The 24,933-nt window shown below is 53.0% G+C and carries 21 protein-coding genes and 2 pseudogenes; 6 read left to right on the top strand and 17 right to left on the bottom strand.

Features of this window, described 5'->3' with window-relative positions:
* Positions 1-92 precede the first annotated feature (92 nt).
* Genes JI735_RS26560 through JI735_RS26580 form a run of 5 tightly spaced genes read left to right on the top strand, consistent with a single transcriptional unit; the run spans position 93 to position 3,823 of the window.
* Positions 93-1,133, top strand: coding sequence for an ArsR/SmtB family transcription factor (locus tag JI735_RS26560; RefSeq protein ID WP_039834977.1), 1,041 nt, complete (start codon positions 93-95; stop codon positions 1,131-1,133).
* Positions 1,134-1,164: 31 nt separating this feature from the next.
* Entirely contained in the window at positions 1,165-1,572 is a 408-nt protein-coding gene (locus JI735_RS26565; protein WP_233476074.1) for a hypothetical protein, read from the top strand.
* The gene (locus JI735_RS26570) at positions 1,536-1,967 is read left to right on the top strand and encodes an ABC transporter permease (RefSeq protein ID WP_233476075.1); all 432 of its coding nucleotides are present in this window, start codon (positions 1,536-1,538) and stop codon (positions 1,965-1,967) included. Before JI735_RS26565 ends, JI735_RS26570 begins: the two co-directional genes overlap by 37 nt.
* Before the next feature lie 15 nt (positions 1,968-1,982).
* The gene (locus JI735_RS26575; protein ID WP_039834975.1) at positions 1,983-3,008 is read left to right on the top strand and encodes an ABC transporter ATP-binding protein; all 1,026 of its coding nucleotides are present in this window, start codon (positions 1,983-1,985) and stop codon (positions 3,006-3,008) included.
* Complete coding sequence (locus tag JI735_RS26580; protein ID WP_039834974.1) at positions 3,005-3,823, top strand: ABC transporter permease; 819 nt, start codon at positions 3,005-3,007, stop codon at positions 3,821-3,823. Before JI735_RS26575 ends, JI735_RS26580 begins: the two co-directional genes overlap by 4 nt.
* 146 nt (positions 3,824-3,969) lie before the next feature.
* On the opposite strand, the gene JI735_RS26585 is transcribed toward JI735_RS26580, so the two are convergent.
* From JI735_RS26585 to JI735_RS26610, 6 genes are all read right to left on the bottom strand, one after another.
* A complete protein-coding gene (locus tag JI735_RS26585; protein ID WP_039834973.1) occupies positions 3,970-4,572 on the bottom strand; it encodes a DUF1349 domain-containing protein in 603 nt (200 codons plus the stop codon).
* The gene (locus JI735_RS26590) at positions 4,569-5,768 is read right to left on the bottom strand and encodes an MFS transporter (protein WP_202676597.1); all 1,200 of its coding nucleotides are present in this window, start codon (positions 5,766-5,768) and stop codon (positions 4,569-4,571) included. Before JI735_RS26590 ends, JI735_RS26585 begins: the two co-directional genes overlap by 4 nt.
* 12 nt (positions 5,769-5,780) lie before the next feature.
* Entirely contained in the window at positions 5,781-6,809 is a 1,029-nt protein-coding gene (locus JI735_RS26595) for an ROK family protein (RefSeq protein ID WP_039834971.1), read from the bottom strand.
* A gap of 139 nt (positions 6,810-6,948) precedes the next feature.
* A complete protein-coding gene (locus JI735_RS26600; RefSeq protein ID WP_039834970.1) occupies positions 6,949-9,255 on the bottom strand; it encodes a thiamine pyrophosphate-dependent enzyme in 2,307 nt (768 codons plus the stop codon).
* Between the two features lie 26 nt (positions 9,256-9,281).
* Entirely contained in the window at positions 9,282-10,292 is a 1,011-nt protein-coding gene (locus tag JI735_RS26605; RefSeq protein ID WP_039834969.1) for a 2-oxoacid:acceptor oxidoreductase family protein, read from the bottom strand.
* 415 nt (positions 10,293-10,707) lie between these two features.
* Positions 10,708-11,937 (bottom strand): family 8 glycosyl hydrolase, encoded by a 1,230-nt coding sequence (locus JI735_RS26610; RefSeq protein ID WP_039834967.1) that lies wholly within the window; start codon positions 11,935-11,937, stop codon positions 10,708-10,710.
* A 296-nt stretch (positions 11,938-12,233) separates the two neighbouring features.
* Here JI735_RS26610 and JI735_RS26615 point away from each other — a divergent pair, with 296 nt between their 5' ends.
* Positions 12,234-12,404 carry a hypothetical protein gene (locus tag JI735_RS26615; RefSeq protein WP_202676598.1) on the top strand — a complete coding sequence of 57 codons (171 nt, stop codon included), beginning with the start codon at positions 12,234-12,236 and terminating at the stop codon, positions 12,402-12,404.
* A 577-nt stretch (positions 12,405-12,981) separates the two neighbouring features.
* On the opposite strand, the gene JI735_RS36380 is transcribed toward JI735_RS26615, so the two are convergent.
* The 11 genes and pseudogenes from JI735_RS36380 to rhaB all read right to left on the bottom strand — a co-directional run bounded on the left by JI735_RS36380 (position 12,982) and on the right by rhaB (position 24,911).
* Positions 12,982-13,197 carry a hypothetical protein gene (locus tag JI735_RS36380; protein WP_233182827.1) on the bottom strand — a complete coding sequence of 72 codons (216 nt, stop codon included), beginning with the start codon at positions 13,195-13,197 and terminating at the stop codon, positions 12,982-12,984.
* A gap of 54 nt (positions 13,198-13,251) precedes the next feature.
* Positions 13,252-14,206 (bottom strand): annotated as a pseudogene (locus JI735_RS26620) (IS110 family RNA-guided transposase); the annotation flags it as partial.
* 553 nt (positions 14,207-14,759) lie between these two features.
* Positions 14,760-16,232, bottom strand: coding sequence for a nicotinate phosphoribosyltransferase (locus JI735_RS26625; RefSeq protein ID WP_039835850.1), 1,473 nt, complete (start codon positions 16,230-16,232; stop codon positions 14,760-14,762).
* Positions 16,233-16,247: 15 nt separating this feature from the next.
* Positions 16,248-16,790: a cysteine hydrolase family protein gene (locus JI735_RS26630; RefSeq protein ID WP_039835849.1), complete on the bottom strand. Its 543-nt coding sequence runs from the start codon at positions 16,788-16,790 to the stop codon at positions 16,248-16,250.
* 11 nt (positions 16,791-16,801) lie between these two features.
* Entirely contained in the window at positions 16,802-17,572 is a 771-nt protein-coding gene (locus tag JI735_RS26635) for an NUDIX domain-containing protein (RefSeq protein ID WP_020431780.1), read from the bottom strand.
* Between the two features lie 51 nt (positions 17,573-17,623).
* Positions 17,624-18,040 (bottom strand): YlbF/YmcA family competence regulator, encoded by a 417-nt coding sequence (locus JI735_RS26640; RefSeq protein WP_411830141.1) that lies wholly within the window; start codon positions 18,038-18,040, stop codon positions 17,624-17,626.
* Between the two features lie 60 nt (positions 18,041-18,100).
* The gene (miaB, locus tag JI735_RS26645) at positions 18,101-19,708 is read right to left on the bottom strand and encodes a tRNA (N6-isopentenyl adenosine(37)-C2)-methylthiotransferase MiaB (RefSeq protein ID WP_202677695.1); all 1,608 of its coding nucleotides are present in this window, start codon (positions 19,706-19,708) and stop codon (positions 18,101-18,103) included.
* A gap of 289 nt (positions 19,709-19,997) precedes the next feature.
* Positions 19,998-21,091, bottom strand: a pseudogene (locus JI735_RS26650) (NADH:flavin oxidoreductase).
* A 173-nt stretch (positions 21,092-21,264) separates the two neighbouring features.
* Entirely contained in the window at positions 21,265-22,110 is an 846-nt protein-coding gene (gene rhaD / locus JI735_RS26655) for a rhamnulose-1-phosphate aldolase (protein ID WP_039835846.1), read from the bottom strand.
* A gap of 52 nt (positions 22,111-22,162) precedes the next feature.
* The gene (gene rhaA / locus JI735_RS26660) at positions 22,163-23,419 is read right to left on the bottom strand and encodes an L-rhamnose isomerase (RefSeq protein ID WP_039835845.1); all 1,257 of its coding nucleotides are present in this window, start codon (positions 23,417-23,419) and stop codon (positions 22,163-22,165) included.
* Positions 23,420-23,456: 37 nt separating this feature from the next.
* Positions 23,457-24,911 carry a rhamnulokinase gene (rhaB, locus tag JI735_RS26665; protein WP_202676599.1) on the bottom strand — a complete coding sequence of 485 codons (1,455 nt, stop codon included), beginning with the start codon at positions 24,909-24,911 and terminating at the stop codon, positions 23,457-23,459.
* Between the last annotated feature and the right edge of the window lie 22 nt (positions 24,912-24,933).

The following is a 24,933-nucleotide window of genomic DNA, read 5'->3' on the forward strand; positions in this document are numbered from 1 at the left end:
ATTGACATCCTGGACTGTTGTCCTTATACTGTTGAACACTTTTCGCGAAAGTGGTTTTTGATTAACTGAATGGTTAATCGGAAAGGAAAGAGATGAGCTCACTCCAACAATTGCAACGCAAAGTCACAACTGTCGTCAGTCCCTTTCATGAGCTGCTGTGCAGCCTGCATGTGCTATACCAGCCGGAGCATCATCCGAAACGTCTGCAATGGGCCAGGGATATCAAGCGCCAAATGCCCCCTGACCTGCTGGAAGCCATAGACACCCTGGGACGGTTATCCGATGAATGGATGGGATTGATGCTTCCCGGCCTCATCGGTGCACCGCTGCCGGCAGCCGGTGGAATTAACCTGCTAAACGACTTACCTGACGCTGAATTCATTCATCTGCTGCTGAACAACAAAGTTTCTCTGGGGACCATACTGGAATGGCAGCAAGGAAGCAGCGGGACAAACCGCAAGTCCGGCGGCGGACCCGATGAAACCAGCCAATACCTGCTTCAGCATACAGCAGCTGTCCGCGCTCAGTTGATCAAGACTCTGGAGACGTATGAACGGGATTATTTCCGCAAGGAATGGGACTATGTGATGCCTTGGATCAACACGGCTGCTGCCCAGTTTCAGGAGTCCGTCTCCCGTTCTGCGGAAAAAGCGCTGAACACCCTGCATCCCCGTCTTCAGGCTGCGGAAGGGAGGATTACAGCGCAGAAGGCGGTGACGTACTATTTTGCCTATGAAGATTTGCAGAATGTGTACGTGCTTCCTTCCACCTTCATCTTCCCGCATCTGCTAATCGATTGGACAGCAGACAGCCTCGTGCTGCCGCTCGCCGTGGATATTCCCGGATTGCCCTGCAGCGAAGCGCCGCCGGAGGATCTGCTGCGCCAGTTCAAAGCTCTTGGCGATGCCACAAGGCTGCGGATTCTCAAGCTGCTCTGGCAAGGGCCGCACTGTACGAAACAGCTCGCCCCCATTCTGGGAATCTCGGAGGCCGCCGTATCCAAGCAGCTGAAGCTGCTAAGTGAAGCAGGTCTGGCAGGAGCCGAGCGCAAGGGGAACTATTTGTTTTACACCAGCCATAAAGAGGCTTTCGACAGACTGATTGTTCTGCAGCGGCAGTACCTTGAACAATAAGACCCGATACCCATAAAGGAGTTGTCCGCCCGTGTGGCAAACCGTTTTTGCAACTGCAGCCAGGAACCAGAGAGCTAATCTCAGAGCTTTTCCCTGGGCTTTTACCCTGGGGCATATGATTGAAGGAGGATATCTTGTTCTCGTCTCCTATTTCTCCTACGTCTATCTCATCCAGGGGGATTTGGACGACAGATTCGCACTCTATGCCGGAAGCGGCAATTATCTGGCTTACGCCATCATTGGCGGGGCACTGAATGTATTCTCCGTCAGTATGATGATGAATGTGTCTAGAGCACTTATTACCGAATGGCGTGAAGGTACGCTGGAGGCGCTGCTGCTCTCCCCTCCAGCCGGAACGGCTATTTTCTGGGCACGGCCCTTCAGCAGTTTTACCGCAGCGGAATGGTGCTGCTTGCTGTACTCGTATTCGGAATTTTAGCGGGAATGCGTCTCTCTGCACCGCCTCTGCTTTCGGCAGGGATAGGCGGGGTGCTGTTTATACTCTCCTGTTATGCCATGGCTCTGGTGCTGGGAAGCATCATGCTGTACACGCGGGATACCTATATCGTTCAAAATACATTGTTCGCGGTGACCACGCTGCTGTGCGGCTTCCAGTTCCCGCGGCAATATTTGCCCGGATTTCTGCAGACGGCCGGCGAGGTGTTCCCGCTGACCTCTTCCCTCCAGCTTCTGCGGAGAACCCTCCTTACGGGTGAAGCGATCCCGCTGCGTGACACACTGCCGGCACTTCTGCTTAGCCTGGTATACATAGCTGTGGGGATGTGGAGCAACCGTCTGGTGGAGCGGGGATTATTTGAGAAGCACCAAGCATGAAAGGAATGAGAAAACATGATCCAAATGAATGAAGTGACCAAAATATATGAAACCAAAAACAGGCTCGGACTCTTCCGCGCGGAAACCCGGACCGTGACCGCCGTCCAATCCCTGACACTGAGCATCGCCAAAGGTGAGATTGTGGGGCTTTTGGGTCTGAACGGAGCCGGCAAAACCACAACGATCCGCATGTTGTCCACTCTGCTAGACCCCACCTCAGGGAGCATTGAGATCAACGGAATGCCCATGGCAGACAACCGCCGCACTGTGCAGCAAAAAGTCAACATGATTGCCGGTGGCGAACGCATGCTGTACTGGAGGCTCACCGGCCGGGAAAATCTGCAGTATTTCGGCCGGCTCTACGGGCTGAATGCTGCGAAGATCCGTAGCTTAAGCGACTTGCTGCTGGCCGAAGTGGGACTCACAGAAGCGGCAGATCAGCCTGTGGAGCAATACTCCAAAGGGATGAAGCAGCGTCTGCAAATTGCCCGCGGCCTGATCAACGATCCTGAGTATTTATTTTTGGATGAACCTACACTGGGTCTGGATGCGCCGATTGCGAGACAGCTTCGCGGGACTGTGCGCAGCCTCGCCAAAGAGCATGGCAAAGGCATCCTGCTGACCAGCCATTATCTTCAGGAGGTTGAAGAGCTGTGTGACCGGGTCTACGTGCTGAACCGCGGCAGGCTGCTGCTGTGTGACAAGCCTGACGCGATCGTCACGAAGGTTGCGGGGCTGCAGACCGCCCACCTGCAGGTTAGCGGATGGGATGAGGCACTGCGGCCGCTGCTGCAGGAGCACCTCGGCAAGCTGGGACATCCGGTAGAGCTGACCAGCGGCGTGAAGGGAAGTGATGGAAACTCTGGCAGCCAGTCTGAGGATTCTTACCGAATTTCCGTGCGGTCCACCTCTGCCGACATGCTGATTACCGAGCTGCTTCCCTGGACCACGCAATACGGACTTCGGATTAACGGCTTCACTTGCGACAAGCCCAATCTGGAGGACGCGATTATCCTGCTCTCGGAAGGAAGGGTATCATGAATACAGGCAGTTTATGGCCCACTACATTAGCCGAGCTCTCCAAACAGCACCGCAACCGCTCCAGAGGCAAGGTTGTTTTCTTTTCACTGCTGCTGTGGCCGGCGCTCGGCTTCCTGACCTCCTACTTCACCATGAAGCCGTACCGCAGCGGCGCTGGCTCTGTACTCTCGTGGATCATTCCCGATGAGCGAATCCCTCTGTTTCTGCTGAGCGGCTATCTGGTATTTCAGCTGTTCTGGACAGTAGTCGAGGCTGCCTGGCTGTTCGAGCTGGAACGCAAGGGCGGCACGGTGGAGGCTGTCTTTCTGACACCAGCGCCCAAAATGGCTTTTCTGTACGGCCGATCCCTGTATTCCCTGTTTCATGGGATCTGGATGTTCGCGGTTTTTTCGCTGCTGACCTTTCTGTTCGTCTCCGATGCTTCTACCGTGAATTGGATCGCCCTGATTCCTGCCCTGCTGCTGATTATGGCGGCGGCAGTCATCTGGGGCGCGCTGCTGTGCGCAGTCTCGCTATTCTCGCGGGAATCTTCGTTTCTGTACTACATATTCCAGACTCCCATGGAGCTGTTCGGCGGAGTTCGCATTCCTCCTAGCGTATTCCCGGTCTGGGCGACCGGGCTGTCCGCGCTGTTTCCGGTCACCTACAGCCTGATTCTGGTGCGCGGAGCCTTGTACGGCCATATCGGTACTGGCTGGTGGCGGGCGTTTTTTATTCTGCTGGCGGGCAGTATCACGCTTGTCTTCTGCACACGTTATGTGCTCTACCGGGCTGAGAAACACGCCCGCAAGAAAGGAAACTGGACTTTATTCTAAAAAAGGCCGGAACAGCACCCTGCCTGCGGATGCTGATACCGGCCTGCGGTTACCCGCTCGGGCGCAAAGTTCCATCCCTGAAATGGTGAAGGTTTTGTGATCATTAGTGGCTGTCCAGGCCCGGGATCTGCCATCCGGCCAATGTTTCAGTCCGTGGGAGGATCAACATGGATATCCTTATCGGGTGCCGTATATGCCCAGCGTGTGAACGTGACCTGCAGTCCGGCACGGGTGGGTGCGCAGACAAAGGGCCCTGCTTTTTTTCCCGTCTCATAAGGAAACCGCGCCACCCGGATCGTGCGCCAGGGATGGTTGTCCGCTCTGGCCCTGATCACCACTGCATCATTCAACCGGGAAGCCCGGATGGTGACCACCCCGCCCGTCCATTCCGGTACAGGCGACAGTGACCAGTCGGAATATCTGTCCGTTACCACCGCACCGATATGCGGCACACCGTCATTCAGCTCAATACCGGCTTTGATCCATTCCGTGCTGCTATGCCACAGCATAATCCCTGCCTGGTCATACAGCTCCGTGAACCCCTGCAGTGAAAAGCTGACCTCCACAGCTTCACTATCCTCCCAGGAAGCCAGCAGCGCGTGCCCGTTGTCATGCTGGAAGCCGTACATCGTTTGCTCCCAATAATCGCTGCCTTCCGCCGCTTCTACTATGAAGGCTCCATCCAGAACCTTGGCGGAGACCGGTTCATTGCTCCAGACTCCACTCTGCCAATTCACAGTTTTCCTCACATCGACACCTCTTCTTTCCGTTTCTTCATTACCGCGTTAATTTTCTCAGAGCTTATCAGCATTACAATAATATATCCCACCAGCATAAACGGAAGAATCATAAATGAGCTGCGGGCAGCAATCCATCCCAGCATAGGAGGCAGAAAAGCGCCTCCGGTATAGGCCATAGCCATCTGATAGCCCATGATTTTCTGGGAATGCTCTTTGCCGAAGCGGGCGGGCGTCTCATGCAGCATACACGGAAAGATGGGGGCAGAGCCAAGGCCTACAAGAATAAACCCGAATAAGGAAAATATAGCCGGCAGCGGCAGGACCAGCAGCAGTGCCCCCAACAGAGAGACCAATATGCCGGTGCGGATCAGCTGGCGGTTATTAAAACGGAAGGTGACAAAACCGGTGATCAGCCGGCCTACGGTGATCCCCCCGTAATAGAGCGACACCCAGCCGGCAGCGGTTGCCGCAGACAGCTCTTTTACATTGACCAGAAAGCTGCTGCCCCAGAGCCCAAGCGTAGCTTCTACCCCGCAATAAAAAAGAAAGGTAGTCAGGGCCAGCTTCACGCCCTTGATGCGCAGCACCCCTGTTCCCGGAACCTGCGGAGAAATAATCTCCTGCTGAATTTGCCCGTCCGGCGCCTGATCTGCGGGTTCGGCCCGCTTCCAGAGCGGCAGCGCAATAAACAACAGCACAACCAGGGCGAACTGAATCAGACTGACTGTCAAAAAACCTTGCCGCCAGGAATCACCTGCAGCAATATAACGCGACATAATTATCGGGCCCAGCATAGCGCCTACCCCCCAGAAGCAGTGAAGCCAGCTCATATGGTGTGCTTTGTAGTGAGTAGCCACATAATTGTTCAGCCCGGCATCAATAGAGCCTGCACCGAGTCCGAGTGGAAAGCTGAGCACTGCCAGCCAGAGAATCGAAGGCGAATATGAAAAGCCGAGCAAAGCAAATGCCGTAACGGCGACGCTGATAAAAGTAACCTTCCCCGTACCCAGCTTATTCAGCACTACACTGCTGGCCAGGCTGGAAACGATTGTACCTGCAACCACAATCATGGAGAGCAGCCCCGCCGCATCCACCGGTGCCCCGAAATCGGGGCGCATCATCGGCCAGGCCGCTCCAATCATGGAATCCGGCAAGCCAAGACTGATAAAAGCCAAATAAATAATAATCAGAAAAACCGTAGCCATAATGTCTACCACCTAAGCTTCAAATTTGGTCAATTGCAGCCCCGTCTCCAGGGTTGCGAGCGTTGAAACAATCATGCCATCCAAATAATCCGCGGCAAAATCCGTGCTTAGCACAATCTGCGGAGCAGCACCGGGCGGCAGCAGCCCCGCACATTGCTCCATAATGCCGCTAAGATGGTCCACTTGCAAAAAGCTGCCGTACAGCACAACGGCGTCCGGGTTCAGCACGCTGCTGACTGTAGCCGTCAGTCTGGCAATTGCTTCCATCAGTCCCGCTGGTGAAGAATGCCATTCGCTGCCGCTCCAGGAAATGTCCAAAGGGATATTGGCTACCTCACCGGCAAAACCGCTTCTCCCTCTATGGAGCTTGCCGTTAATAATAATCCCTGCCCCTGGAGGAAAACGGTCAGGAAAATATAAATACACCGCCGAAGCCTCCGCTGTCCTCCCGGTTCTGCTGTGGTAGCCGATCGCCGCCGCATTCACATCATTTTCGATAATGACCCTTTTCTGGTAACGTTCCCTGAAATGCTCTGCCACAGGAATACCGCGCAGGGCCTCATAATCAGATAACACCATCCTTCCACCCGCTTCAGCGCCGGGCAATCCGAAGCCGATCGCCTGTATAGCAGGATACCGGTTAAGCAATTCATCAACAATGACTTCGAAGCAGGCCAAATCTACCTGTTCTACAGGCCGGTTAGCTTCATACAGACAGCGTCCAAAAAGTGTAACCACCGTACAGCGGATACAGATTCTCCCGCGCTCTTCAAAAGGAAACAGGATCAGCGCCAAAGCATGCTCATCATTGTATATGTATTGCCGGGCAGGCCTTCCCCCGCTGGATGAAATCTGCCCCGCCGCCAGCACCTCATTCTGCCGGGCCAGCACCTCAAGCACGGAGCCGGCGGTAACAATGCTGAGTCCCGTGTCCTCGGCGATCTGCCGTTTGGTAGCCTGTTTGCGTTCCTTCAGGACACGCCGCACCAGGTTGATATTCACTTCCTTGATCACCAGAGCATTGCCTCCGATGTTCTTCATCTGCCCTCACCTCATTTATTATAATACTTTATAAAAGAATTTTAATAAATGGTTTTTTTATCGCGTGAGGATATAAATAAGCCTGGCAGATGAATCCTGCCAGGCCGCAAATTATAAATGATTACAGATATTATAAGTCCTACAAATCCGGGTGCTCGTGTTTGGCTTTGAGACGGGTCCAGCGGCGCTGTACTTCACTTTCGAAAGCGCGCAGCGCAGGTTCGTTCTCCGGCTTGAGCAGATGGCGGGTTTTGCCCATCGTTTTCAGCCATGCAGAGACTTCTACCCGTTTGTCCTTGTCTTCAGGGTTGTACGTAATCGTTGTCGTCCCCTGCTCTACTTCATACAGCGGGAAGAAGCAGGATTCCACGGCCAGCGACACAATATCCGTACCGTCCTTGTCTTCACTCATCCAGTTAAGCGGGCAGGCAATGAGAATCTTGCCGTAGACCAGGCCTTCATTCTGTGCGTACCACTGGGCTTTGGCTGCCTTTTTGAGCAAATCCTGGGGATAAGCCTCACAGCCGGTGAACACATAAGGGATATTGGTGGCCGCCATGATCTGTGCAGTATCCTTATGCTGGGTTACTTTACCCTGCTGCGTTTTGCCGATGCTTGAAGTCGATGTACGGTGGCCGAGCGGTGTGGAGTACGACTGCTGAGCCCCTGTATTCATGTATCCTTCGTTGTCATACTCCACAATAATCATCTTGTGGCCGCGCAGTGCCGCACCGATGGCCGGGCCCATACCGATATCCATCCCGCCGTCACCAGTAACCATGACAAAGGTGAAGTCTTCCTTCAGGCCAAGTCCATCCAGCTCACCGCGGCGTTTGCGTTCCCAGAACATTTCCACAACACCGGACAGCGTAGCTGCACCGTTTTGGAACAGGTTGTGGATGAACGTCGATTTATGAGCCGAATAAGGGTAGCCGGTAGTCGTAACCATCGCGCAGCCGGTGTGGTACAGGGCCACAATATCCCCTTCGATGCCCTTGAAGAACAGCTCCAGGCCGGAGAAAATGCCGCAGCCCGGACATGCGCCATGTCCCGGTGACAAGCGTCTTGGTTTCTTCATCAGGCTGCGGACCGGCGGAACCCTTACGCTAAGCTTGCCTGTCTCTTCATTCTGCTTCACAGTGATGAGACCTGTCTTCAGGGATTCAAAACTCATCGGCTTCAGCAGACGCTTAGGCGCTTTGTCCGGCGTTCCCGGATTGTGGCCGTAGTAATCAAACGGAATGTCCACCCGGTCAGCAACTACTGCATCCATTGCCAATTGGAAGAAATGATGTCCGTCCTCGGCGTAAAAGTCTTTGCCGCCCAGGCCGTAAATACGGCTGATTACCTTGGTAGTGGTGTTGCCATATGTGAACAGCGCCGCCTTGATTTCGTTGACCATATTGCCGCCGTGTCCGCCGACCGAATCCGCACGGTCCCCAACCGTAATAGCCTTCACATTCTTCAGCGCTTCAGCAATTTGCTTCTGCGGGAACGGACGGATCATGTTCGGGGAGATGGCTCCGGCTTTGATTCCTTGCTGGCGGAGCTGGTCGACCACATCCTTGATAATCTCCGATGCGGAGTTCATCAGGAACACGGCAACATCGGCGTCCTCCATCCGGTACTGCTCGATCATCGGATAATAGCGTCCGGTCAGCTCGGCAAATTCTTGGGCAATCTCTTCAAAGACTTCTCCGGCATTATACATGGCAACGGATTGCTGGTAACGGTTGTTGATATAATCAGGCTCGTTCATGTACGGGCCGACAGTTACCGGATTGTTGCGGTCCAGTGTGTCTGTGAAGCCCACAGGGGGCTGCTCGCCTACGAACTTATGAACATCTTCGCGGTGGGCAAAAGCCTGGACACGGCGCTTCTGGTGGGACGTGAAATAGCCGTCGGAAGCGACCATGACCGGAAGGCGGACCTTCGCGTGCTCAGCCAGCTTCAGGGCCATCAGGTTCATGTCGTAGACAGACTGAGGGTCCCGGCACATCAGAATCGGCCAACCGGTGTTCAGGGCAAAATACAAGTCAGAGTGGTCGCCGTGAATGTTGAGCGGGCCTGAGATCGAACGGCAGATCAGGTTCATGACCATAGGCATGCGTGTACCTGCTTGTACAGGCATTTGCTCCAGCATGAACATATAACCCTGGGCGCTGGTTGCGTTGAATACACGTCCGCCCGCCGTCGATGCGCCGTAACAGATCCCCGCTGAGCTATGCTCACCATCTGAAGGAACAAGCATGATGTCATGCTGCCCGCTGGCTTTCATGGTATCCAGGAACTGGGCAACCTCAGTCGATGGCGAGATCGGGAAATAACCCATCACATGATAGTTGATCTGATGGGCGGCATAAGCAGCCATTTCGTTGCCGGATTCATATAGGAATTTCTGCTCCACTTTGGCAGAGCCTACTTCTTTTTCATAATCGATAGCCATTATTCATTCCACCTTTCTTCCGAGTATTAGGCCTGGGTAATCAGATCAAACTGGTGGTGCACCGTATGGCTGTCCGCATAGCCTTCCTTCTCGCGCTGGCTTGACAACGCCGAGGTCGGGCATGCGCCCACACATTTCAGGCAGCCCTTGCAATATTGATAATCGATGCCTGTCAGGTACATTTGCGAACGGCCCTTGCGGTCAACCCGTTCCTCCCATACAAAACACTGATCCGGACAAACCGTATCGCACTGGGCACAGTGAATGCACGCTTCGAGATCAAACGCCGGGAGCATACCGGAGCGTGAAATGCTGAGATTCTTCAGGAATGTGCTGCCCGGATTAATAATCGAGCCGCCCATCGGCTGAGTGTCGTAACCCAGAACACCAATATCGGAACGGACATATTCAGGCATGCTGTCACCGGCAGCCAGCTCAAACTGCATAAATTCCACTTCATTATAACCGCGCTCAAACGTCGAAATGGCCGACTGTACAGCCTGCGGATATTTTTTGCCGAGGGACTTCTCAATAACGCCCTTCATGGTTTCGGTATCGAGAAACGGACAGAGCCGGAACAGCGCGCCCAGCATCGCCATATTTACACGGTTCTTCTCTTTCAGGGCAATGCTGGTTGCATCGATCACGGCAATGGTTCCGGCCTTCATCTTCAGCAGCTCCTTCAGCTCCTCCGGCGATTTGGCCGAATTTACCAGTACCGTGCTGTGCTCAAGGATACCGCTGGTCACGTTGACGGTCTTGGCCAGCGCTTCATGGAACACGCCCACAACATGCGGACGTTCTACCGGCGAAGTATCGCGGATAGGCGTGTTCAGATCACAGAAGCGGATATGCGCCTTAACGGCAGACCCCTTCTTCTCCGAGCCGTAAGACGAGAAACTGACACCGTTCAGCCCTGCGCCGACCACTCCCGCTTCCGCGAGCATCTTGCCTGCCAGGTTCGCTCCCAAGCCTCCAATGGATTCCAGACGAATCTCGAAAAATCCAAGATCGTTAACGATTGGTAATTGTACCACCGACAAAACCCCTTTCTAAGTGTCAAGTAGAATAACATCCTTATGACTTTTTCAACGATTGTAACTTGATTTCGCAGGTCGCGAAGTGACAAATCTTGCATTTTCCACGCTTGGGGAATCACAATAATTTATGGATTTCAATCGATTTCTTTATACGCGACAGTGCTGCGTTACTTTAATAGAAGATAATCTGCCATAAAAACGACAAATTGTGAACAATATGTGTCAAATTGCATTTCCCAAGTCGAATGTGGAACTAATGTCACCCTTAATTTAGCAATAAAATTAAAAATTAAGATGTTAAATTTGTCACATAAAACATGATAAATATCACAGGCTTGAAACATGTCCCGCCCGAATTCAAAAAAGCCCGTCCGCTGCCGGACGGGCTTGTGCTTCATCGCCGACTCTTCAATTAGTAAGTCCACCAGTTGCCGGACATTACGATCATCGAGAACAGCTTGATGCTGTCTTCATAATAGTCTTCCGCAGCACTGCCGGAGGTATGGCTCCAGAGTGAATTCAGCCAAGCCTGATTGGATGCGGAAGTCATTGCACTGACGCCAAAGGGAGCGTAAAAAGCTCCGCTGTTGTAGCTTCCGAATGTGGAGCCGTTCAGCTTGTAGCCGTCCTTGATATTTCCCGGGGCGCTGTTGACCTTCGATTTGATCCAGCTGTTCATCTGATTCAACTGGTTCAAGGCTCTGTTATCTCCGGTAAGCAGGTAATCCGTTGTAATGCGCCAAGGCGTCCGGCAGGAGTTATAGTTGTAATTTCCGTCATTTGCGTCTTCCAGGAAGCCCGCTGCCGCCGGCTTGTAGACGCCTCCCGAATATACGACAAAGTCAGGCAGGAGTCCGGTGCTGGAGCTGTATCCGCTGTAAAGGCTGTTAATAATGGTGTAAGTTTTGTCCGTCACGTTCTGCCAGCGGGAATCTCCCGTCGCCGCCTGGAAGGCTTTGAGATGATTCAGCATAAAGTCCGACGGGCGTGTGGCCGTATTGTACGTGCCGCTGTTAGCCCAATCCCCGAGCCGGATCGTCCACTGGCTCTGATTAATTTCGTTATCCATAATGGCGTTAATGATATTATTGGCTGCCTGCAGATAGTTGACCGTACCGCTGCTTCCCCATTGTTTATGGGCGAGAAGCAGCGAGAAGGCGATGTCCATGTCTCCGTCGGTCGCGGAATCCTCGCCTTCAATGTTCTGAAAGCTGCTGTTTTGTTTCCAGGACATTAGATAAGGGTCGATGGAGCTGGGATGCGCAGTATAATAGTTATACAGGCCGTTGTAATACGTCTGGGCGTTGCTGTCGTAACCGGCCATCAGCACCGTGAACAGCATGCCATAGCCGTGTGCTTCAGATACCGTTTCCCCGGCCGAGTTATATTTGACATAATATTTGCCGGTGCCGGCAGGTTTGAGATATGCAGCCTTCCATGCATCCCATTTGGTCTTCACCGCATTGTCCATCACCGTTTGCGTCACATTATCCGGTTTGATCGTCCCGCCAGTATACGTGGTATGCTGGGGAAACGGTTTGTTCACTGCTGCAAATGCTGAGCCCGCAGGCAGGATAAAGATCGCCAGACATAACAATACGAAAGATTTCCAGTGCCACATACGCTTCCCTTGATTTTTCATCATCAATCACTCCTCAAAGTTTGGTAGACCTCAGCTTCAAAAAGCTTTGTGCAAACTCACCCTGGAAGCATACCCTTTGTTAGTAACATTTCGGATAATCGGTAATGCAGTCTGGTTCCTCACCTCCCTGGCAGCATCTGATTGGCAGCTTGCAGCGCGAAAAAGTTAAAGCGCTTTAACTTTTGCAGCAAAAAAAGAAGAGTCCTACACACAACGAAATTGCAAATAAGTACATAATTAATATATTATTCCAATCTATCAGTGTCAATACGTATAGAACAAAATTACCCTGGCAGGTGAATAACAACATTGGGCTTACGGCCGCAGGGATTCGCCACCGCTCCAAAATTAACGGGGGCATGCTGAAGACGGACCGTTGTACTCCTCGCGATCTATCCGCAGCCGTTACGGACCGGAAAGCCGTTATAAATAGAAGATTCGTCTATTCCGCAGGACAAACGGACTGAGATGCCTTTATTTGTCCCTTTCCCCTTTATTCCAGGCTCCATAAATGATATAACGACTCCTGAGTCCGTATCCGCTGAAAAAGTAAGATTTTTGGCAAAATAAGGGCTCCTCAGTCCGCTACAGTCCGCGGATGGAGCCCAATTCCCCTGCATCGCTTATATCCTGTGAGGCTTCCAAGATATCCACACTTTTTTACACTATATAATTTCCTATACAATGAAATAAGAGGGAAGTCGCTTCCCCCAAAACCTATAAAATTCTTATCTTAGAGCAAAAACACCTGTGCCGTCCTCCAAGGGACAGTGCAGCCGTCTTGCTTCTAACGTTACCTGGAGAACGATTCACCTTGAATTCTACGGCAACTCTTTAAGTGGAAAAAGGTCAACTAATTTGCCGGAGTACCCTATCCTCGGGCAGATGAAGTGGAAAAAGGATCACTAATTCAGCCCATTTCGCCATTGGACCAGAAATGTGGCCCAATTTATACGAAAATAACTTTTCCGCTTCACAGCTCGAAAGTGAGTTTCGCTTTAAAGATTCTCTAAATCGGAACTTCATTTTTTTAAAAAGTGGTTATCATGTGGTAGGTGTCAGTTCCACTTGGTAGCCTAGCTTTTGAAGTTTTTTAATCAGGTAGTTTGCGGTCTGCTCTGGGGTGTTCAGATATTCCGTCCCGAGCTCTGTATAGGGGACTTTATCCCGAAGCATCACATACATGATTCGGATCATCGCATGGGCTAATGCGATGATGGCTTTCTGTTTTCCTGCCCGTTTCACGATCCGACTGTACATGGCGGAAAGCCGATTATTCTTGGACTTACTCGCCGCCCAAGCACACTGGACGAGTACGGCTTTCAGAACTCGGTTCCCGCGTTTGTTCTTTTTACTTTTTTTTACCGGCACTCTCATGGTTGGCTGGACACACCCCCACCCAAGAGGCCAGGTGGGCTTCGCTTGGAAAAGGAGACATGTCGGTACCCAGTTCCGCCACGATGCTCGCCGCCGCATCGGTGCTCACGCCTGGAACGGTATCCAGCAGTTCAATTTCCTTCATGTATGGCTGCACCAGTTCCTCAATTTCAGCTTCCAACGTCTGGATTTCACTCTCCAGATACTGCAAATGTTCCAAATGACGCCGGATCATCTTCCGGTGATGCAGGCGCAGTCGGCCGTTCAATGCCTCCACAAGGGAAGGCACCTTCATCTTCAGCCGGGTATGAACCAGCTTGCGGATCTCATGCACATCCAGCACTTCGCCATTCACCATCGAGTCCAGTAGCGCACGCCCGGAAACGCCAAAAAGATCGGAGACATACGTGGTCAGTTTAATGTTGGCATCTTGTAGAATTTTGTGAATCCGGTTCTTTTCTTGCGTCGCGTTTTGCTTCAGTTTGCGCAGATACCGGGTAAGGTCACGCAAATCGCGGATGGGCTCGTCCGGGACAAAGCTTCCCTCAATCAAGCCACAACGGTGGAGCTTGGCGATCCACTCGGCATCCTTGACGTCAGTCTTCTTCCCGGGCATATTGCGGATATGATGCGGGTTGGCCAGCGTGATCGTACAGGTGCTCTCCAGAATGTTCCATACGGGTTTCCAAAAGACCCCTGTACTTTCCATGGCAATCTCGGTACATCCCTGCTGCTCCAGCCACTCCTGTAACCTCAAAAGCTCACGGGTTGTGGTTCCAAACGTCTCGGTCACCGACCTGGGTTTCTTCTCCAGAGGGCCACTCAGCAGACAAACCACCACTGTCTCCTGATGAATATCCAACCCGGCACAACGTTCACGAATGGCATCCATATTCCCTACCTCCAAGCCAAAAGTATGCGTGGATCATGCAACCTAAAGAGATAAAATTTTATACACGTGCTCGTGGCAACACTCGGCGATCCTCGTCGTTGCAGTGGGTCAGATTAGGTTTCGGGATGTTTCACCAATATTGAATCGACCTCTGATCCACGGCACAATTTTACCAAATATTCACTCTGACTTCACCTGATTTTCATGACCGACGGTGGCCGCCAGGCCATGGGTGATTAGGTTTACTTTTTCCACTTCAATCTCAGGATTTCTTGATTTCCGGAAAAATAAGTTCCCTTTTTCCAACTATCACGCCTGACGAAGACGCCGGTAAGCGAATGCTGGCTGGAATTAGGATATCTAGACCGGCGAATCCCTCAGAACTCGGCCTTGGGCACTCCGACAACGGCATTTCTGCCGTTGCTCGTTACAAGTTCGTCCAAAGATTGGGGGAAACTTCTCTTCTCCCAAAACAAAACATATAAATTCTTTTAAAAAAAGCTGTCCTGTAAGAGATTCTCCTACAGCGACAGCCCTCAAATCCTGGCCCAGCTTATATTTCAGAGTTCGGCCCATCGTTCAGATCCGTCATCATATGCTCGGCAATCAGCTGCTGTTTGCGGGTCCAAACCAATTCGCTCAGATTCACACGGTACACTTCGGGATTCAGCTTGCGCAAATACTCCGGCCAGAACAAATCAATCTGTTCCTGATGGTAACGGCGGATTTCATCCAGCACCGGCAGCTTGTAGACCTGGAACCCGTTCACAAAAATCGGTTCCAGCATCGATACCGCCTCGTATTTCTCCACATATTTCTGCAGATACGGATGCAGCGGATTGAACAGCTTCAAGCGTCTACCGCTGCGCGGTTCCTGCTCGCCAGGGAAGCTGATGTAATCGGCCAAGGCCTTGCCTTTGGGGCCGACGATCCGGAAGACTTCCTTTTTGCCGGGCGTAGATACTTTCTCCGGGTTGGAGGATATCTTGATCGTCGGCACCATTTCACCGGCAGGCGATTCAATCTCGACAAGCTTGTACACACCGCCCAAGGAAGGCTGGTCTGAGGCTGTGATGAGCTGTGTGCCGACACCCCATGTGTCAATTGCCGCTCCTTGCGATTTCAAGTTCATGATCGTATTTTCGTCCAGATCATTGGAGGCTACGATCTTCACATAGTCCAAACCTGCCTCATCCAGCATTTTACGCGCCTGAATGGACAAATAAGCCAAGTCACCGCTGTCCAGCCGGATGGCGTTCATCCGCTTGCCCGCCGCTTCCAGCATCTTCGCTGTATTGATCGCATGCGGCACACCGCTGCGGAGGGTATCAAAGGTATCCACCAGCAGGGTAACGCCATCCGGCATCACCTTGGCATACGCATCGAAGGCCTCCTGCTCGCTGGCAAAGCTCTGTACCCAGGAATGGGCATGGGTGCCCTTGGTGGGAATGCCGAATTTCTTGCCGGCAAGCATGTTCGAGGTGGCATGAAAGCCGCTTATATAAGCCGCGCGGGCGCCCCAGACAGCCGCATCTGCTTCCTGCGCGCGCCGGGTCCCGAACTCCAGCAGCGTATCCTTCGGGGCCACCTGCTTAATCCGGGATGCCTTGGTGGCGATCAGGGTCTGGTAGTTCATGAAATTCAGGATGGCCGTCTCTACGAGCTGCGCCTCCATGATGGTGCCCTCAACCCGGACCAGCGGTTCATCCGGGAAAACCAGCGCCCCCTCTTTCATGGAATAGATACTGCCCTGGAAATGGAACTGCAGCAGTTCCTCCAGAAAAGCAGGCGCATAGTTCTCTTCCTGCTCCGACAGGTAGCGGATATCCTCTTCCGTAAAACGCAGCTCAGAGATATATTGGGTGATGCGCTCCAGCCCGGCGAATACGGCAAAGCCGTTGCCGAACGGAAGCTTGCGGAAATAGGCTTCGAACACCGCTCTCCGCTTATGGCTTCCATTCACCCAGTGGGCGTACATCATATTGATCTGATATTTGTCTGTATGTAGAGCAAGTTCTCTCCTCAAATCCTCATCTCCTAGCTATTCTTCTCTGACTACCTTCGCTCCGAGACTTCCGCTGAAATGTCCCAGCGCCCAGAGATGCCCTTCCGGATTGAAGCTGGCCACGGCATCCTTGTGAACGACAATGCTGAAACCCTTGTTATAGGCATCCACTGCCGTATGGAGGACACAGATATCCGTGCAGACTCCGGCCAGGTGCAGTTCAGTAATGCCCCGTTCACGCAGCTTCAGCGTAAGGTCCGTGCCGCAAAAGGCACTGTAGCGCGTTTTGTCCATCCAATAGATGGAATCGCGGTTCTGTTCGTAAACGTCTTTGAGGCTGCCGTATAGCTCGCGGCCTGCGGTGCCCCGCAGATTATGCGGCGGGAACAGCTTGGCCTCCGGATGGTAAGGATCATTCTCCTCGTGCAGATCCACCGCCATCACAACATAGTCGCCGCTGTCTACGAACGCCTGTGTCAGTTCGCTGATCCGTGGTGCGATATCAATAGCGGGCTGTCCCACCGGCAGGCTGCCGTCCACAAAATCATTGGTGAAGTCAATTACGATCAAGGCTCTCATTCCGGTACCTCCTAAGTATAGATGGATAACAAAGGCTCATGATCCGTGAACATATAGAGCTGTGCCGGACGCTGCGAATACTGGTTGGAGCTGACCGGATTGCCGGCTTCATCCCGTACTTCTTTTAATATACCCTGACGGCTGCGGGTTGAAGTGATTTTGCGGATAAAATTAGGCTCCTTGAATTCAGGCACGACCGTCTGGATCACCTGATACAGCTCGCTTAGTGTGAAATGGTGCGGCAGAAACTGCCGGGCAATCGTCGTTTGCAGCATTTGCTGCTGAATCCGCAGGTAGGCATCGGTAATAATGTCATGGTGGTCAAAAGCGAGCTCAAGCTCCTCAAGCGCTTCCTGCAGCGTGAACAGCCCCACCTCTCCCGCATCATCGGAAGCTTGTCTGTGCTCCAGCATCCATTCCTCCACCAGCGCAAAGAACGCATGGCTGATAATCCACCCGCGCGGATCGCGGCCAGGCTTGCTGTAGACACCCAGATATTCCAGATGTCCGCCGTCCACACCGGTTTCTTCCTTCAGCTCACGGGTTGCGGCATCATAGATGGATTCATCTTCCTGGCAAAAGCCCCCCGGCAGCGCCCACATCCCGGCATATGGCCATTTTTTGCGTTTGACCAGCATCACCTTCAGTTCGCGCAGCGGAAGTGTCTTGGTGACGGTCTTCCGCTCGCGTTTGGTTAGCGTAAACATGACGATATCGGCCGGAACCCCATCCGGTGTGCGGTATTTTTTGACGTTATAGGTTTGTTCCTCGTTCTCGCTCACAATGAATCATCCTTTGCCGCTGCTTATTTAATAATTGGTTGCATTCTTGATTTAATCCCCGCAGGTTGAAGGAGGAGCTTCCGTACCCGCTTCTACATTGATTTTCTCGGAGACGGTGTCCCGGATCACAGAAATCACCAGCTGCAGCAGATAGTTGATGTCGCTCTGGCTCTGCTGGAACTCATTGACAACCGGAATTTCGTCGATCTCATCCTGCAGCACTTCAATTTCGCGCTCGATTTTGGCGACCATTTCCTTGTTCTTAAAGCTTTCGAAGGCCACAATCTCTTTCTGCTTCTTCTTGATGGCTGAAATGAGGCTCTGCACCCGTTCATGATTCTGAATCTTTTGTTCAGCCTGCTGGAAGTGCTTCACTTCCTCGCTGGTGGAAATGAGTGAAGCAAGCTCCTTGGCTTTGCCCATGATATCCTCCCGCACAATCAGGTCACGGGTATTGTAGGTCTGCATGCCGTAATCGTTCAGACGCGGTTCTTCCTGGCTCACTGCTATCGCCCCATTCCTCTATGATTATAGAATTGACACGGCCTCTGCCACGCAATCTCCCTTGATGTACCATGTCTTCGTATCCGTAATTCTAACCTGCACAAAGGTGCCGATCAGCTCCTTCGGCCCTTCAAAATGCACCAGCTTGTTGGCCCGGCTGCGGCCGGACAGCACATTCGAATTGTTTTTGCTCTCGCCTTCCACAAGCACTTCGACGGTCTCGCCAAGCATCCGGTCATTGCTGACCCGGCTCTGCTCCTTAATCAGATCATTCAAGCGCTGCAGGCGTTCACTCTTCACCTCTGGCGGCACATTATCCTCCATCGAGGCTGCCGGCGTCCCTTCGCGCGGGGAATAAATGAAGGTATATGCCATATCATAGCCCACTTCGCGCACCAGCGACAGTGTCTCTTCGAACTGCTCTTCGGTTTCGCCGGGGAAACCGACAATAATATCGGTCGTCAGCACGGCGTCCGGGACACTCGCCTTGATCTTCCGGACAAGTTCCAGATACGTCTCGCGGCTGTATTTACGGCTCATTTTCTTCAGCACGGCTGTGCTTCCCGACTGCACCGGCAGGTGGATATGCTCCGTCAGGTTGCCGCCTTTGCCGAGCACCTCAATCAATCTATCGTCAAAGTCACGGGGATGCGAGGTCATGAAGCGGATGCGGGGAATATCGATCTTCCGCATATCGTCCATCAGGTCCCCGAATGTATAGTCTATATCTGTGAAATCCTTGCCGTAGGCATTTACATTCTGCCCCAGCAGAGTGACTTCCTTGAAGCCTTGGCGGGCCAGCTCCCGCATCTCGGCAATCACGTCTTCAGGCCGGCGGCTGCGCTCTTTGCCCCGTGTGAACGGCACGATGCAATAGGTGCAGAATTTATCGCAGCCGTACATGATATTCACCCAGGCGCGCATGCCCTCCCGTTTTTTCGGCAGGTTCTCAATAATGTCGCCTTCCTTCGACCAGACCTCCACGACCAGTTCTTTGCTGAAATACGCTTCCTTGACCAGCTGCGGCAGGCGGTGAATGTTATGGGTGCCGAAGATCATATCCACGAAGCCGTGCTTGGACATAATCCGGTTGACCACGCCTTCCTCCTGGGACATGCAGCCGCAGACCCCAAGCAGCAGGCCCGGCTTCTCCAGCTTCAGATTTTTGAGATGGCCAAGCTCCCCGAACACCTTATCTTCGGCATTCTCACGGATAGCACAAGTGTTCAGCAGAATGATGTCCGCCATGTTGCGGTCCTCGGTGCCCAGGTAGCCCATCTGCTCCAGAAGCCCCTTCATGGTCTCGGTATCATGCTCATTCATCTGGCAGCCGTAGGTGGCTATCGAGTAATAATGCTGCTTGTGGCGGTTGATCTCTCTGAACTCTTCCATAATCTTATTCGTTTCCGCATTGTCGAAATCAATAACCTCTATATCCTGCTTGCCCCGGCGTTTGCCTTCCTTGTAATCCGGGTTGGAGTTGATCTGAACCGTCCGGCCCTTGATCCGGTAGGTCGTCTTGCCTTCTTCCTCACTGATGACTTTGGCATCAGAGAAATCAAAATACTTGGAGTAATCCTTCGAACCACCCTTGCCGGATTTTAAGTCCGGTGAGTTATTCTCCGTCGTCATGGTTTCACGTCCTTTATTCATGAAGCTCTGCAGCATTTGCAAGGCTAATTTTGTAATACTCAAGTAAAAATTATAGCATAAATCAGCCATTCCGGTAATCGGTGGGCGGCAGGCCATTATATTTGTTGAATCGGCCGCCTCCGGCCTACCCTCGCCGTCATATGCTGAAGCAAGCCGCACTGGACCCGCGAACTCAAAGCTGCGATTCTCCATGAATGGAACAATTGATCAAAAAACCGCCCTGTTCGGGGGCGGTTTTCAAGGCAAAGCTGTTATCCTGCTTGTATGATTAATAAAGTGTTCTCGTCGCTTCGGGAGTAAAAGCAATAATTTCGTCTTTTTGGCCGCTCTGCACCTTGGCTGGCCATGCAGGATCACTAATGAGTGCTCTGCCGACAGCTACAAGATCGAACTCTGCCTTCTCCAGCTTCTCCATCAGCCGGTCCAGATTGTCTTCTTCATTTTGTTCTGTTACTGCGGAACCAAACTCACTGTTCAGCCCTACCGAACCTACGGTAATCGTAGGTTTGCCGGTGATTTTCTTCGTCCATCCGGCCAGATTCAGCTCGGAGCCTTCAAATTCCGGCAGCCAGAAACGGCGCGTGGAGCAGTGGAAAATGTCTACGCCTGCATTGCTTAGCGGAGTCAGGAACCGGGCCAGTTCCTCCGGCGTCTGTGCCAGCTTGGCCGCATAGTCCCCGGCCTTCCACTGCGAGAAACGGAGAATGATCGGGAAATCCGGCCCTACCGCACGGCGGCATGCATCGATGATTTCAACGGCAAACGTTGTCCGTGCCTCCAGGTCGCCGCCGTACTCATCGGTGCGTTTGTTGGTTTTCTCCAGAAAAATTGATCGATCAGATATCCATGCGCCCCGTGCAGCTCAATGCCGTCAAAGCCCACAGCCTTGGCATCCGCCGCTGCCTGCGCAAAAGCAGCGACAATCCCGCTGATTTCCTGCTTGGTCATCAGTTCTGTAATCTTCTCACCGGCCAGGTTCAGCCCGGAAGGACCGACCGGCAGCGCGTCCACATTCGGCAGCTCGCCAATGGTACGGGCCATGCCGACATGCCAGAGCTGCGGAACGATTTTGCCCCCGGCAGCATGAACCTCTTCCACCACTTTTGCCCAGCCCTTCAGCGAGGCTTCACCGTGGATATTCGGGATATTCTGGTGGCTGACGGCTGAAGGATGATTGATGGCCGTCCCTTCTGTAACAATCAATCCGACTCCGCCTTCGGCACGGCGGCGGTAATAAGCAGCAACATCCTCACCCGGAACGCCATCGGGCGAAAACACACGGGTCATAGGGGCCATCACGATACGGTTGGCAAGTGTCAGGCTTCCTGCCTGAAAAGGGGCAAACAATTTATCGGTGTTCATATCCAGCCTCCATTTCACAATATAATTACTTTAAGTAAGCATATTATGCCTTTTGCAGCGGGCAAAAGCAAATGAGGTATCCCATATTTATCCATAAAAAACCGGGACACCGCAGTTACCTGCTTATCCCGGCTCTTAAATCAAAGATAATCTGTGTATGCTCTAAATAAGTTCTATACTTCCAAAATCCCGGCTTTTGGGGTCACGCGGAATGCCGCAGCCAAATCGGCCAGCTGCCGGTCCGTGATCTTCTGCTTGATTTCTCTGCCGCCGATCAGGTTGTAGACAATTGCCGCTTTTTCAATCGTTTCCACCAGGCCAAAGGTTGCATCCATCGTTGCACCGGTAACAAAAATGCCATGCTGCGGCCAGATCACTACGCGGTAATCTTTCATTTTGTCGGCGGTTGCCCGGCCGATTTCACTGCTGCCCGGAACCATCCAAGGAATGACGCTGACCCCGTCCGGGAAGACGACGAGGCATTCGGTGCACATTTGCCACAGGGTTTTGGTGAATTTCAGCTCATCCAGGTCATGGGTGAAGGTCATGGCGATGACATTCGTGGCATGGGTATGCAGCACAATGCGGTGTGACGGATCTACCTTCAGCCGTTCAATGTGGCTCATAAAATGTGAAGGCAGCTCGCTCGTCGGCACTGCGCCGTTCCGGAGACCCCACAGCACTTCTACGCTCTCCCCGCTGCCGCTGACACGCAGCACACCGAGATTCGCTTCGGGATCTTTGATCACGTTGCGGAAATATTTGCCCGAACCTGTGACAATGAAATATTTACCGGCTAGCTCCTGTACAGGAAAAGTTAGCTTAATCGTCCGCAGCGGCTCCCGGATGCTAATATATTTGGCTACCTCTTCTTCATCCAGCAGGCAGCTCACATTGCCGCCGTTCAGCTCATCCCAGCCCAGTGACCACATGTGGTGGGTGATTTCAGACATCTCCCGGATAAACGGCGCTTCCACGCTTGCGATATAACCTTTGGATTCAATTACGGATGTGCTCATATGTGTTCTCTCCTTTATATACGAAGGCTCGGACTTCCGGCCGCAGCCGCCCTTATCTTGCAGCCAGCACTTCCTGCTCATAGCGCTTCACTTCAGCCAGCCACTGCTCGCGGACAGGTGTATTCTGCTGGGCACAGTAATAATCCCAGACGGCACCGAACGGATAGGACTTGAATTCCTCGGCCAGGGCCAGACGGGAGGTATAATCTCCAGCCAGCTCAACCGCCTTCAGCTCGGCCACCGGCTCCAGCATGGCCCGCAGCAGTGCCTTGATGGTATTGCGTGTGCCGATGACCCATGCGGCGATATGATTGATGCTGCCGTCAAAAAAGTCCAGGCCGATATTCGTGCGGCCCAGCAAATCTCCACGGATAAGCTCGCGGGCGATTTCGAGCAACTCGTCATCCATGGTGACGACATGGTCGCTGTCCCAGCGGACCGGCCGGCTGACATGCAGCAGCAGCTGTTCACTGAACATCAGAATGGAGGACAGTTTATTGGAAATGACTTCGGTCGGATGGAAATGTCCGGCATCCAGGCAGATCGCCTTGCCCCGGGTCAGCCCATAGCCCATATAGAATTCATGAGAACCAACAACATAACTCTCTGAACCGATTCCAAACAGCTTGCTTTCTACCGCATCTATGTTGAACTTCGGATCAATCTCCTCACTGAACACTTCATCCAGCGATTCCTTCAGGCGCATGCGCGGAGCCAGCCGGTCCACCGGGGTATCCTTATAGCCGTCCGGCACCCAGAAATTCGTCACGCAGGGCTGCCCCAGCTCGCGGCCAAAATATTCAGCAATCCGGCGCGAAGCCTTGCAATGCCGGATCCAGAAGCTGCGGATCTCCTCGTCCGCATGGCTTAAGGTGAAGCCGTCTGCCGCTTTGGGATGGGAGAAGCAGGTCGGATTGAAATCCAGACCCAGCCCCTGTTCCTTGGCCCACTCGACCCAAGGCGCAAAATGGCGCGGCTCCAGTTCATCCAGATCCACCTGTTCATCCGTGTCCGCATAGATGGCATGCAGATTCACCTTGTGTTTGCCCGGAATCAGCGACAAGGCCTTCTCCAAATCCTTGCGCAGCTCATCCGGTGTACCGGAGCGTCCAGGATAGCTCCCGGTTACCGCAATGCCCCCGCTCAGCTCCTTATCCTTAAAAAGAAACCCTTTGACATCATCGCCCTGCCAGCAGTGCAATGAAATTTTGATCTGCGCCAGCTTCTCCAATACTTCATCCACATGGATTCCATGGGCTGCATAGACTTTCTTGGCCTCGTTATAACTATTGATGATGTTCTGATCCATGCTGCAACCTCCTAAAAGTGTGGTGAGCATCTGCTCCCTAATGGTGGTGAAGGGCCTCCCAGCGGTCCAGCAGCTCTTCCAGCTGCGGAACAGGGCGCGGGGTATATGAAGCCATGGGAAAAGAATTCCCGATGATCGCTCTGGCTTCGGCAATATTGGCTACACTGCCTGCATGAATCAGCTGAACCGCGAGATTTCCCAGTGCCGTTGACTCCGTGGGTCCGGCCAGCACCTCTCTGCCGGCCACATCGGCAGTCAGCTGGCACAGCAGCCCGTTGTTCGCCCCGCCGCCGACAATTTGCAGCACCTCCACCGCTGTTCCCGTAAGCTCTTCCAGCTCCTGCAGATAACTCCGGTAGGACAAAGCCAGGCTGTCGAATATACAGCGTGCAAGTTGTCCCGGTGTTTCCGGGACAGGCTGGCCGCTCTCCGCACAGGCGGCGCGGATTTCCTCAATCATGTTGCCCGGATTGAGGAAACGCGGCGCGTTGCACGGGATCAGGCTGCGGAAGCCTTCAGCTTCTCCGGCCAGCCGGGCCAGCTCAGCGAAGCTGTAGCGTTCACCGACCAGCCTGCGCACCTCCTGAATCAGCCAGAGGCCCATGATATTCTTGAGGAACCGGTAGGTACCGTAGGCTCCCCATTCGTTGGTATAATTCGCCGCCATCGCCTTCGGATCGTTGATCGGCTGGTCAAGCTCCACACCCAGCAGCGACCAGGTGCCGCTGCTGATGTAAGCTGCAGACCGGCCTTTTTGCACAGGTACACCAAGCACTGCAGAGGCGGTGTCATGTGTGGCTGCACAGATCAACTGGCAGCGGGGCAGATCATACTGGCGGACAAGCGATTCCTGGACAAATCCAAGACTCTCACCCGGAGCTGTCAGCGGGGCAAACTGCTCTCTTCGCAAGTGAAGAAACGACAGCAGCCCGGAGTCGAAGTCGCCCGTCTGTAAATTCAGCAGTTGGGTGGTAGAGGCATTCGTGACCTCATTGATCTTCCGCCCGCCTAATCTATAGTAGAGATAATCCGGCACCAGCAGAATTTGATCCGCTTGGGCCAGCTCTTTGCGGTCATGGGCATATAATTGATATAAGGTATTGAAGGTTAATTGCTGAATCCCTGTTTTGGCATACACTGTGTCAGGTGGAAGGATGGCGGCTACTTCCTCCATAACCCCCTCCGTACGGCGGTCACGGTAGGCATACACCTCCTTGATGCGGCTTCCAGCCGCATCAAGGAGTACATAATCCACCGCCCACGTATCGATGCCTAACGTACACTCCGTGATGCCCAGTGCTTTGGCCTGGCGGAGTCCAACGATAATCTGATCAAATAAATAATCAATATCCCAGAAGCAGGAGCCGTCACGTTCTGTGAAGCCATTGCTGAAGCGGTGGATTTCCTCAAGGCTGAGCTTCCCCTCCTGAAGAGTCCCCAGCACCAGCCGGCCGCTGGAGGCGCCGATATCGACGGCGATATGTTTGTTCATAGAAGCTCTCCTTACTTAGAGG

The sequence above is a fragment of the Paenibacillus sonchi genome (assembly GCF_016772475.1).
In the GTDB taxonomy this organism is placed as follows: Bacteria; Bacillota; Bacilli; order Paenibacillales; family Paenibacillaceae; genus Paenibacillus_AQ; species Paenibacillus_AQ sonchi.